The sequence below is a fragment of the Thermomonas sp. genome, from assembly GCF_020850895.1.
In the GTDB taxonomy this organism is placed as follows: Bacteria; Pseudomonadota; Gammaproteobacteria; order Xanthomonadales; family Xanthomonadaceae; genus Thermomonas.
The window spans coordinates 1-11,733 of sequence record NZ_JADZDS010000089.1; the positions used below are offsets into that span (position 1 = coordinate 1).

Consider the following 11,733-nt stretch of genomic DNA (forward strand, 5'->3'; position numbering starts at 1 on the left):
GCCATGATGGCCGAGATCAAGGCCCTGCACGCCGCCGTGCATCCGGTCGAGACCCTGTTCGTGGTCGATTCGATGACCGGCCAGGACGCGGCCGTCACCGCCAAGCACTTCGGCGAGGCCCTGCCGCTGACCGGCGTGGTGCTGACCAAGACCGACGGTGATGCACGCGGCGGCGCGGCGCTGTCGGTGCGCTACATCACCGGCAAGCCGATCAAGTTCATCGGCGTCGGTGAAAAGCCCGACGGACTCGACGTGTTCCATCCCGAGCGCGCCGCCGGCCGCATCCTCGACATGGGCGACGTGCTGTCGCTGGTCGAGCAAGTCGAATCCCAGGTCGATCAGGACAAGGCCAAGAAGCTCGCCGAGAAGGTTGCCAAGGGCAAGCGCTTCGACCTCAACGACATGCGCGACCAGCTCGAACAGATGCAGAACATGGGCGGCCTGCATGGCCTGATGGACAAGCTGCCGGGCATGGGCCAGCTCCCCGAATCGGTCAAGCAGCAAGTCACCGGCAAGGAAGTGCCGCGGATGATCGCGATCATCAATTCGATGACCAAGAAGGAGCGCCGCAACCCTGACCTGCTCAACGGCTCGCGGCGTGCACGCATCGCGCGTGGTTCCGGCCTGACCCCAGCCGACATCAACAAGCTGATGAAGCAGTACCAGCAGATGGAAAAAATGATGGGCAAGCTGGGGCGCGGCGGCATGAAGGGCATGATGCGTGGCCTGTCCGGGATGATGGGCGGGCGCGGCGGCATGCCGCCGATGATGCGCTGATGCAGGCCGCGGGCGGGCCGGCGGGGGAGGCATTGGCGCAGCGTTTTCGCGAACTGCACCAGACCGGCCAGCCGCTGCTCCTCCCCAATGCCTGGGATGCCGGCAGCGCAGGGTTATTTGCCAGCCTCGGTTTCAAGGCCATCGCCACCACCAGCGGCGGGGTGGCGTGGTCGCTGGGCTACCCCGATGGCGAATGCCTGCCGCTGGCAGAGTTGCTGGTGGTGGTGCGGCGGATCGTGCGTGTCGTCGATGTGCCGGTCACCGTCGATTTCGAAGCCGGATTCGGCGTGACGCCCGTGCTGGTCGGTGAAAACGTGCGTGCTCTTCTGGATACCGGCGCGGTGGGCATGAACCTGGAAGATGGGATCGCGCATACGTCCTTGCGGCCGCTGGACGAAGCCGCCGCCCGCATCGATGCGGCACGCAAGGCCGCGGATGCGGCGGGAATCCCGGCCTTCATCAATGCCCGCGTCGACAATTGGATCGTCGGCGGTGCGGATGCGGAAGCTTTGTTTGATGACGCCGTGCGCCGTGCTCGTGCCTATCTCGATGCCGGTGCCGACGGCATCTATCCGATCGCGCTGGCGGATCCGGACACGATTCGGCGCTTTTGCGACGCGCTGCCCGCACCGGTGAATATCGGTGCCCGCGCTGGCTTGCCGGATCTGGCTGCTTTGGGCCGGATGGGCGTGGCGCGGGTGAGTACGGCGACGCGCCTGGCGATGGTGGCATTGGCGGCGGCGCGAGAGGCGGCGCAATCGGTGCGTGACAGTGGCCGTTTCGACGGCCTTGACGCGCGCATGAGCTACGACGCGTTACAACAGCTGTTCCCGCCCTCCTGACGATTCACAGGACACTCCCATGTCACAGCGTCTTGCCTACCAAACCGCGTCTCCGGAAGCGTTCAAGGCCATGCTCCATCTGGAGCAGCAGGTTCACACCTTCGGGCTGGAGGAATCCCTGCTGGAACTGGTCAAATCCCGCGCCTCGCAGATCAACGGCTGCGCTTGGTGCCTGGAGATGCACACCAAGGACGCGCGGGCGATCGGCGAAACCGAGCAGCGCCTGTACCTGCTGGCGGCTTGGCGCGACGCCCATTGCTACACACCCAAGGAGCGCGCCGCGCTGGCGTGGACGGAAGAAGTGACCCGCGTGGCCAGCACCCAGGATGTCTCCGATGCGGCCTACAACGAAGTGCGCAAGCACTTTGACGAGAAACAGCTGGTGGACCTGACCCTCGCCATCATCGCCATCAACGGCTGGAACCGTTTCAATATCGCGTTCCGGACCACGGTGAAGGACTACGTCAGCCCGCATTCCAGTTAGGACTTGGCACAGATGGCGCACTCCGCGGAGAACGGGATTCGATTCAATGCGTCGGTGGTGCGCGGGTTCGTGGTTTTTTCACGCGTGGCTGGGTGGGTAGCCCTGGCAGTCGGGGTCCTGGTCTTGGCCTTGTGGGTGGCTGGGGTTGGCCCGATGGACACGATTGCCCATGTGCAAGCCGGGATGCACGCCGCATCTGCCTTGGCCTGCGTGTTTGCGGGCAGTGCCTTGCTATTGGCTGGCAGGTTTCCTGCCGCCAGCATGGCCATGTCGCTGTTGGTTGCCCTGCTGGGTGGGCATGAACTCTGGCTGCATGCGTCCGATCCCACCCACGCACAATCGCACTGGCTGGATGTCAGTTTCCCGGACTATGCGGGTCGCCCCTCGGCGCACATGACCGGGCTTGCGACGCTTTCCTATCTCCTGCTCGCCGGCGTGGGCCTGTTGGTTGTGGCAAAGCGGGCGCTGTGGCTGCGTGAAGCGGCTGCACTGGCTGTCATTGCCAGCGCTCTGGCGTCCGCTGCGACTTATGGCCAGGTCCTGGCAGGCGGCGGGTTGGCCCTGCTGGAGAAACTGCCGATCCTCACCGCCGCGATGCAGCTGCTGCTGGTGCTGGGCTGGTTGTCGTCGGTGCCGACGACCGGGCTGACCCGGGTTGCCGTGGCGGACAGCCTGGGCGGGGCGTTTGCACGACGATTGATCCTGCCGTCGCTGCTGCTGCCGTCGTTGATGACATTCGTCCTCAGGACCGGACGCGACTGGCTCGGCATGTCGGAGTCGCTGTCACTTGCCCTGGCATCGGTTGTTGCCGGGGGCACAGTGGCGACCATGATCATCTGGGTCGGCTTCTTGCTGGATCGGGTGGAGCGCCAGCGACGCACGGAGGTTGCGCTGCGCCAGGATGCCCACAGCGATGGCTTGACCGGGCTTGCCAATCGACGTGCGTTCGACGCCGCGATGTCCAATTCAAAGCGCAGGCCAGGTGAATTTTCCCTGCTGATGCTCGACCTGGATCGTTTCAAGGATTTCAACGACGGTTTCGGGCACCAGGCCGGTGACGATGTCCTGCGCGAGGCTGGGCGAATACTGCGCACGGTCATGCGTTCGCAGGACATGGCGGCGCGCTACGGTGGCGAAGAATTCGTGATCCTGCTCCCGGAAGGCGGCGAAAGGCAGGTGCAGCTGGCAGGGCAGCGCATCCTTGATGCGTTCCGAGGGCATGCCTGGCCCCAGCGTGTCATGACCGTCAGCATCGGCGCAGCAGTGGCACGGGAAGGGGAGTCCTCCGATGATCTGCTGCGCCGCGCCGATGCCGCGCTGTACCGCAGCAAGGCGTCTGGGCGCGACCGTTTGACTGTCGATTCCACCTAGGTACCGGGGTGGCTGGGCCGGGTCGGATCAGGTGGCGGACGTCGGCTCAGAGAGACGGAACCGGGGCGTGGGGCCGCGTGTCCCTTGGTTGCCGCGGCAATCGCAGCTATACTTGTCGGCTACCCGGTCATTTCGACCGCTGGGCAATACCGAGAAAGCAATGGTCAAGATCCGCCTCACCCGTGGCGGCGCCAAGAAGCGCCCCTTCTACCACATCATCGTCACTGATGGCCGCAGCGCCCGTGACGGCCGCAACATCGAGCGCGTCGGGTTCTACAACCCGGTGGCGCAGGGCGGCGAACAGCGGGTCCAGTTCGACGCCGAGCGCGTGAAGTTCTGGCTCGAGCGTGGCGCCCAGTTCACCGACAAGGTCGCCGACCTGTACAAGCAGGCGGCCAAGGCCGCTTGAGCAAGGCCTGCTGCGCTCGGCGCTCCTGCGCCGCGCGCTTGCCCGGACTCCACATGTGCCGCTGTGTACACCCCGGTTCCTGTGCTGAGCGCGGTCTCGAAACGCCACCGTCCTCGATGGTTCTGTTTCACGCCATGGAATGCCGATGAGCGCACCGAGCGTGGGCCGACGGTTGATAACCGTGGGGCACCTGCACGGAGCGTTCGGTGTCCGCGGCGAAATCAATCTTGAGAGCTACACCGTCCCTGAGCAGGCGATCGCACGTTATCGCCCTTGGGTGCTTCGCGACGTCCGCGGCAATGAGCGCGACTGTGGTGAAGTGAAGGTTCGGAAAGGCGGAAAGGGTCTGGTGGTGCTGATCGCTGGGATCGAGGACCGCGATGCCGCCGAGGCCTTGCGTGGAACCGAGGTCCTGGTGCCGCGCACTGCACTGCCGCCACCCGCGCCGGGTGAATACTACTGGGTGGATCTCGAGGGACTGCGCGTGGTCAACTTGGACGGAATCGACCTTGGCAAGGTTTCGTACCTGTTCAATACCGGAGCCAACGACGTGCTGGTCGTGGTTGGAATCCGTGAGCGCATGATCCCGTTCCTGCAATCGGACGTCGTCCGCAGCGTCAACTTCGAAACCGGCGTGCTCACGGTCGACTGGGATCCGGAGTTCTAGGGGCCCTCCTGGCCATGGGTGGGTCTGTGCGACCCGCCGGTGGAGATGGGTGGCGAAATCGCAGCTCAGTCGTGCCTTGGAACGTGGGGGCGCTTCGCGGCTGGCCTGCGTTTGACTCGGCCCGGGGCACGATCGTCGTCGCTGGCAAGGCGCATGCGCAGTGGCTGGCCAACCACGCGGACTTTCTTCAGGTAGGTCAGCAACTCAGGTGGCATGCCTTCGGGCAAGTCGACCAGAGTATGGTCGTCGCGGATGTCGATGCGGCCGATATGCTTGCTGTCCAACTCGGCTTCGTTGGCGATTGCGCCGACGATGTTCCCGGGTTGGACGCCGTGGTTGTGCCCGACGTCGATGCGATAGGTTTGCATCGGGAACTCCGGTGCCGGGCGATCGTGCGTACGGGCTTGGCGCTTCTCGCGTTGCTGGCGTGGATCGGCGTTTGCTGTCGTTAGGGCTTCCGGGTGCGTGGTCGCGTGCGTGCGAGATTCCCTGCGCATGGGCTGATGCACACGCTCTTGTTTGCCGTCGTCGCGGGTGCGACGGTCGGGCAGGGGCTCGAACGTCCGCTCCGGCTTGGCCGGCTGCGGCAGCAGCAGCGGTGTCTTGCCTTGCACGAGTTTGGCCAGCGCCGCCGCGATCTCCACCATCGGCACGTTCTTCTCGGTCTCGAAGCGTTCGACCAGATCGCGGAACACCGTCAAATCTTCGCTGCCGAGCGCGGCGTCGATCTTTTCGAGGAACTTCGCCACCCGGCGTGCGTTGACCGCGTCGACGCTGGGCAAGCTCATCGCTTCGATGGTCTGGCGGGTGGCGCGCTCGATCGCGCGCAGCATGCCGCGCTCGCGCGGGGCCACGAACAGGATCGCCTCGCCGCTGCGCCCGGCGCGGCCGGTGCGGCCGATGCGATGGACGTAGCTTTCGGTGTCGTAAGGGATGTCGTAGTTCAGCACATGGCTGATGCGCTCCACGTCCAGCCCGCGCGCGGCGACGTCGGTGGCGACCAGGATGTCGATCTGGCCATCCTTCAATCGCTGGATGGTGCGCTCGCGGGTCTTCTGTTCGACATCGCCGTTGATCGCCGCCGCCGCGAAGCCGCGCGCGGCCAGCTTGTCGGCCAGTTCCTCGGTGGCCAGCTTGGTGCGGGCGAACACGATCATCGCCTCGAACGGTTCGGCCTCCATGATCCGGGTCAAGGCATCGAGCTTGTTGATCCCGCTGACCATCCAGTAGCGCTGGCGGATCCCGGCGGCGGTGGTGGTCTGGGCCTTGATCGCCACCTCCACCGGCTCGCGCAGGTGGGTCTTGGCGATGTTGCGGATCGGCGCCGGCATGGTCGCCGAGAACAGCGCGACCTGGCGCGTGTCGGGCGTGCTTTTCAGCACGGTCTCGACATCGTCGATGAAGCCCATCCGCAGCATTTCGTCAGCTTCGTCCAGCACCAGCAGCTTCAGCTGCGACAGGTCCAGGGTGCCGCGCTGGAGATGGTCGATCACCCGCCCGGGCGTGCCGACCACGACGTGCACGCCGCGCCGCAGCGCGTGCAGCTGCGGGCCATAACCCTGGCCGCCGTAGATCGGCAGGATCTGGAAACCGGGAATGTGCTTGGCATAGGTCTGGAATGCCTCGGCCACCTGAATTGCCAATTCGCGCGTGGGCGCCAGCACCAGCACCTGCGGCTTGCCCGGCGCTGGATCGAGCTTGGCCAGCGCGGGCAGGGCGAACGCGGCGGTCTTGCCGGTGCCGGTCTGGGCCTGGCCGATCACGTCGTGGCCGGCCATCAGCGGCGGGATCGTGGCTGCCTGGATCGGGCTGGGCGATTCATAGCCGACATCGCGCAGCGCCGCGAGCAGGGGCTCGGGCAGGTCGAAGGCGGTGAACGGGGAAACGGAAGGTGTGTCGGCGCTCATGCGGCCTGCGGGCGTTGTCGCCGAAGTCAAACGGGGTCTCATTCTACGCGGGTTGCCGCGTGTGGCTCGTGACCGGGTATCAGGAAAGCGCTTTTTGACGCGGATGGATGGGGATGGGTGGATCGATCCAAGGTGGCTTCTGGATATCGAATTCAAACGGATTTCGAAGCGCACGGTGCCAAACCGCAGGCCCGCCCGGGCACCCTTGAACGCGAATGTCCTCCGGCCCCGGGCCGGCGCCGGAGGACATTCGCGTCCAAGGATGCCCGAACCTGCTCAGGCGACCGGGGTAGTCGGTCGAGACCCGGCCAGAGGACGACCTCAGTCCCCAGCGACTCCCCGCCGCGCGTGCTCCGCCACCACCCGCGCCACGCAGCCGGTCACGGCCTTGCCCATCGGGATGTGCAGGAATTCGTTCGGACCATGCGCATTCGAATGCGGGCCGAGCACGCCGGTGATCATGAACTGCGCCTCCGGATATTTCTCGCCGAGCATGCCCATGAACGGGATCGTGCCGCCTTCGCCCATGTACATCGCCGACTTGCCGAAAAAATCCTGACTCGACTGCTCGATCGCATTTTCCAGCCACGGCGCCATGGTCGGCGCATTCCAGCCGGTGCTGGCTTTTTCCAGATGCAGGCTGACGCGCGCGCCGTAGGGCGGATCTTTCAGCAAAGCGTCCTGCAGCAATTCACCGCCGCGCTTGCCGTCCAGCGTCGGCGGCAGGCGCAGGCTGAGCTTGAGTGCGGTCGAAGGGCGCAGCACGTTGCCGGCCGAGGCCAGCGGCGGCAGGCCGTCGGCGCCGGTGATCGACAGCGCCGGCCGCCAGGTGCGATTGAGCACGAGTTCAGTACGGTCCGTGCCCATCGGGGTCATGCCGGGCAAAAACGGGAACTTGCTGAACACCTCGTCACCCAGTGCATCGGCCATCCGCTTGACTTGTTCCAGTCGGTCTGCGGGCACCTCGACATGCATCTCATCGATCAGGATCTTGCCGGTGGCTGCGTCCTCGATCCGCGCGAGCAGTTCGCGGAGGATGCGAAAACTGGAGGGCACGATCCCGGAGGCATCGCCGGAGTGCACACCTTCCGACAGCACTTCGACGGTGAGGTTGCCGCCGGCCATGCCGCGCAGCGAGGTCGTGCACCACAGCTGCTCGTAATTGCCGCAGCCCGAATCCAGGCAGACCACCAGCGAAGTCTTGCCGATGCGGTCGGACAGGTGCTCGACATAGGCTGGCAGATCGTAGCTGCCGGATTCTTCGCAGGCCTCGATCAGCACCACGCAGCGGGCGTGCGGCGTGCCCTGGGCTTGCAGCGCCATGATCGCGGTCAGCGCGCCGAAGATCGCGTAGCCATCGTCGGCGCCGCCGCGTCCGTACAGGCGATCGCCCTCCATGACCGGCGTCCACGGGCCCTTGCCTTCGTCCCAGCCGGTCATCTCCGGCTGCTTGTCGAGGTGACCGTAGAGCAACACGCAGTCATCGTCGCTGCCTCCGCCAAATGCGGGGATTTCAATGAAAATCAACGGCGTGCGGCCTTCCAGCTGCAGGGCGTCCACGTGCATGCCGGCCACTTGCTGCGACGTTGCCCAGCCCGCGAGCAAGTCGACTGCGCGGGCCATGTGGCCGTGATTGACCCAGTCGGTATCGAACAGCGGAGACTTGTTAGGAATCCCGATGTACTCGACCAAGGACGGAATGATGTCATCGTTCCATTTGACGTCAATGAACTCGCGGGCCTGTGCTGCATCGAACTGGATGTTGTGCATGGCGTTCCTGTTGGAATGCGTGGTCAGGCGACCATTGTAGCGCCTGCATCGGGTGTTCCCTGACGACGGGGTGCAACAGGATCAGAATTTTCCTACCCGACATCAGGGTCGAACTCCGACGCAGTGACAGGGGCTTCCCGATAGTCTGGCTGCACCGTGAAGGGCACGCTGCAGTCACCGGTTCGCACGACGCGTACCGGGCCACCAATCAACGCAAGGAGCCACCCATGAAACCGCTTTCCACCCTACTGTCCTCGCTCGTGCTGCTGTTTGCCCTCGTGGGCAGCGCGTTTGCCGGCGAGACCGTCAACATCAACACTGCCGATGCGGCGACCCTAGACCGCGTGCTGCTGAATGTCGGCCCAGCCAAGGCGCAGGCCATTGTCGAGTACCGCAGGGCCAATGGTGCCTTCCGCAGTCCGGAGCAACTGGCCATGGTCCGGGGAATCGGACTGAAAACGGTTGAACGCAACCGTGACCGGATTGTCGTCGGCAATCAGCGTCCCGCGGTGCAGCCTGCTGGTCGCGTTGCCCCGGTCCGCACTCCGCAAGCAGTGGCGCGGCGATGAGTGCAATTGCGGGCGACATGCTGGATGGGGATGACCCCAGTGGCGCGGCGGAACTTTCCGCCGCACCCCTGGCATCGCGGATCATCCGGGCAACCGAATACCGCCGCATGGCGTGGAAGAACGGTGCCGGGCGGTCTTCGGAAATTCTCTGCATGCCGAACGCAGACGCCGATTGGCTGTGGCGGCTTTCGATCGCTGAAGTCGAGGTCGCTGCGCCGTTCTCTTGCTATCCGGGGGTGGACCGCGAATTGGTCCTGCTGTCTGGCAATGGCATTCGCCTGCAGTTCGACGATGGCCAGGTCAGCGAGTTGCGACCGCCGTACGGCGGCCTGCGCTTTCCGGCGGAACGTGGCCTGGTGGGTGAACCCATCGATGGCCCCAGCCGCGATTTCAACGTGATGTGGAGGCGGAACAGCATCAATGCGTGCCTGTGGCGCAGGCCATTGGCCGGGACCATGGTGCTGTTTCCCGCTAAAGGAGAAACCTGGGTGGTGCACCTGCTGACGGGTCATGGCCGATTCTCGGCCGATTCCAGTCTCGGTGAATTGATGCCGGGTGACACCGCCGTCCTGCGGGCCGACGGATCCGGTCGCAGCCGACACGCGTTGGCTGGCACCGGGGAGGCCTTGGTCGTTCACCTGCAGGAGCTTCGGCATGCACAGGGGCCGTGTCCAGGCCCCGACTGATTGCGCGGATGCCAGATCAACGCGACAGCAAGGGAACCGCTGTCGCGGCGGCACAGGGACGTGCCGCACCTTGTTCGGGTTGCGCAGCGTGCTCCATGTGCTGCGCAACCCGGGTACGGCTCAGTTCAAAGGTTGCGAGCGGGTCGCGCTTTTCGGTGATTGCCCTTGGAGCCACTGCCCCTGGAACCACTGGACTTGGGCCGTTGCGGGATTGCGGTGACGGGTTCAATACCTGTAGTTGACCGTCAACCACGCGCTGCGCGGCGCGCCCGGACTGATGTTGTTGTTACTGTGGGCGCTGGCGTAGTAGAGCACGTCACCAAGGTTCTCGACGTTGAGCTGGATTTCCATTTCCGGGGTCAGCGTCCAGTACAGCGCGGCGTCGACGCGCGTGAAAGCCGGCAAGGTCACGCGGTTGTCGATATTGGCGTACAGCGCTCCGCGATGGACGAGCCCCAGGCCCGCACCGAACCGCGGCGTGAAGTCGTACCGGTTCCAGAGTGATGCCGTCAGGTGCGGCAATTGCGCCAAGCGGTTGCCCTTGATGATGGTGGTCGATTGGGTGGTGGTGATCTCGCCTGTCTGCCATGCCACGCCGCCCATCACCTGCCATGCGTCGGTAATGCGGCCGGCGAGGCCGAGTTCGACGCCACGGGTGTATTGACCATCCACCAACAACATGCGCGTGGCGTCATTGGGGTCGACGATGGCGACATTGCCTCGAACCAGCCGATACATGGCGATGCTGGCTTGCAGGTCACGACGGATATCCCATTTGGCGCCGATTTCACGGTTGCTGAAGCTTTCCGGTTCCAGCGACGCATTGCTGGCGGTCAGCGTGGCCAATTGGTCGCCGGATCGGGGCTGGAACGCCTGACTGTAGCTGGCGTAGATCGAAACGCTGTCGCTGGGCTTGAAGATCAACCCCGCGCGCGGTGACAGCATGCTGTCGGAAATGTGGAGCACTTGGCCGTTCCGGTTGTTGCGCAGGTCGATGCGGAAGTTGTCGTAACGCAAGCCGATGATGGCCTGCCAGCGCGGTGAGAATTCGATCTGGTCCTGCAGGTAGACCGCCGCGACTCGGGCCGTGGTGTGGTTGTCGGCATCGGTGGCGCTTTGCCGGAACTCGACTACGACATCCACGTTTGGCGATGCCACGGGGACCACGTTGGTGCCCGGTGCGAAGTAGCCGGTCATCCGGAAGTTGTCGTTGGACTGGCGCCCGATTTCACCACCCAACAGGACGGTGTGCCGCATCCCGCCGCCGCTGGTTTCCCAGACCAGGTCAGTCTGGTTGAACAGGTTGGTGCGTTGGGTGCGGCTGTTGTAGGCGGCTAGGGTGACGAAGGTTCCGGTGGTATCCACGGCACCCGGGAACACGTTCTGATAGAACTTATCGTAACCGGCCCAGCGCAAGTGGTTACGCAAGGTGAGGTTTTCGGTGAACGCGTGTTGCACGGTGGCATCGAATGCGTCGACGTCCACCCAAGTCTCGCTGGCGTCGGGATTGCCGAAAAAGGTGGTCGGGGCAGTTGCGACGGGACGGCCCTGGAACGAAGGGATGCCGCGGTCGGTCGTGCGTTCGTCGTGGAAACGCTCGTAGGAGAGCAGCAGCGAGGTGGATGCGCCGAAGTCGATGTTGAAGGTCGGATTGACGCCGTAGCGCTTCAGCCGGCTGTCGTCACGGAAGCTGTTCGAATTTTCATAGACCGCGTTGACACGGAAGCCCGCGCTGTCGCCGATTCCGGTGCCGTAATCGAATGTTCCGCGACGACGCATGTTGGAACCGAATTGTGCGCTGCCGCTGTGGTGGTCCATGCCATCGGCGACACGCAGGATGCGGTTGATGACGCCGCCGCTGCCGCCGCGTCCGAACGCCAGGGCATTCGGGCCTTTGAGTGCCTCGACGCGGTCGAGGTTGTACATATCACGGTAGTACTGGACGTCATCGCGGATGCCGTCCACGTAAAAATCCCCGGTGGAACTGATCCCGCGCATCACCGGCGTGTCGCGGTTGCCTTCACCTTGCGCGGTGCCAATCCCCGGCATGTAGCGGAAGGCATCGCCGAGGCTGGTCAAGGCCTGGTCCGCCACCAGTTTGTCGGTGACGACGGTGGCCGCCTGTGGCACGTTCAGCAGCGCCGTGTTGGTGCGGGTACCGCCGCGCGTGGTGCGAATGCTGTAATCGGGCAAGTAGCGTTGGCCGACCACCGTGACGCCGTCCAGCTTTTTGGGGTCGGTGGTCCCTGCC

The 11,733-nt window shown here is 64.7% G+C and carries 9 protein-coding genes and 2 pseudogenes; 8 read left to right on the top strand and 3 right to left on the bottom strand.

Translation table 11 applies throughout. The features are described from left to right. The 6 genes and pseudogenes from IT472_RS08275 to rimM all read left to right on the top strand — a co-directional run. Nucleotides 1–777, top strand: a pseudogene (locus IT472_RS08275) (signal recognition particle protein); the annotation flags it as partial. Next, the gene (locus IT472_RS08280; RefSeq protein ID WP_297180765.1) at nucleotides 777–1,619 is read left to right on the top strand and encodes an isocitrate lyase/phosphoenolpyruvate mutase family protein; all 843 of its coding nucleotides are present in this window, start codon (nucleotides 777–779) and stop codon (nucleotides 1,617–1,619) included. The pseudogene IT472_RS08275 and the gene IT472_RS08280, both read left to right, overlap by 1 nt. A gap of 19 nt (nucleotides 1,620–1,638) precedes the next feature. Further along, on the top strand, nucleotides 1,639–2,103 hold the full coding sequence (locus tag IT472_RS08285; protein WP_297180767.1) for a carboxymuconolactone decarboxylase family protein: 465 nt from the start codon (nucleotides 1,639–1,641) through the stop codon (nucleotides 2,101–2,103). A 12-nt stretch (nucleotides 2,104–2,115) separates the two neighbouring features. Then, nucleotides 2,116–3,474: a GGDEF domain-containing protein gene (locus IT472_RS08290; protein ID WP_297180769.1), complete on the top strand. Its 1,359-nt coding sequence runs from the start codon at nucleotides 2,116–2,118 to the stop codon at nucleotides 3,472–3,474. A gap of 160 nt (nucleotides 3,475–3,634) precedes the next feature. Beyond that, complete coding sequence (rpsP, locus tag IT472_RS08295) at nucleotides 3,635–3,883, top strand: 30S ribosomal protein S16 (protein WP_297180771.1); 249 nt, start codon at nucleotides 3,635–3,637, stop codon at nucleotides 3,881–3,883. A gap of 145 nt (nucleotides 3,884–4,028) precedes the next feature. Beyond that, on the top strand, nucleotides 4,029–4,550 hold the full coding sequence (gene rimM, locus IT472_RS08300) for a ribosome maturation factor RimM (protein WP_297180773.1): 522 nt from the start codon (nucleotides 4,029–4,031) through the stop codon (nucleotides 4,548–4,550). A 65-nt stretch (nucleotides 4,551–4,615) separates the two neighbouring features. Here rimM and IT472_RS08305 read toward each other — a convergent pair whose 3' ends face one another. Together IT472_RS08305 and IT472_RS08310 are read right to left on the bottom strand one after the other, a co-directional pair. Further along, on the bottom strand, nucleotides 4,616–6,457 hold the full coding sequence (locus IT472_RS08305) for a DEAD/DEAH box helicase (protein ID WP_297180775.1): 1,842 nt from the start codon (nucleotides 6,455–6,457) through the stop codon (nucleotides 4,616–4,618). Between the two features lie 348 nt (nucleotides 6,458–6,805). Continuing rightward, nucleotides 6,806–8,227: pseudogene (locus tag IT472_RS08310) on the bottom strand (M20 family metallopeptidase); the annotation flags it as partial. Nucleotides 8,228–8,454: 227 nt separating this feature from the next. Here IT472_RS08310 and IT472_RS08315 point away from each other — a divergent pair. Together IT472_RS08315 and IT472_RS08320 are read left to right on the top strand one after the other, a co-directional pair. Continuing rightward, complete coding sequence (locus IT472_RS08315) at nucleotides 8,455–8,796, top strand: ComEA family DNA-binding protein (RefSeq protein ID WP_297180778.1); 342 nt, start codon at nucleotides 8,455–8,457, stop codon at nucleotides 8,794–8,796. Nucleotides 8,797–8,813: 17 nt separating this feature from the next. Next, nucleotides 8,814–9,482 (top strand): HutD family protein, encoded by a 669-nt coding sequence (locus IT472_RS08320; protein ID WP_297180781.1) that lies wholly within the window; start codon nucleotides 8,814–8,816, stop codon nucleotides 9,480–9,482. 225 nt (nucleotides 9,483–9,707) lie between these two features. On the opposite strand, the gene IT472_RS08325 is transcribed toward IT472_RS08320, so the two are convergent. Further along, on the bottom strand, nucleotides 9,708–11,733 hold a 2,026-nt coding region (locus IT472_RS08325; RefSeq protein ID WP_297180779.1), incomplete at its 5' end, for a TonB-dependent siderophore receptor.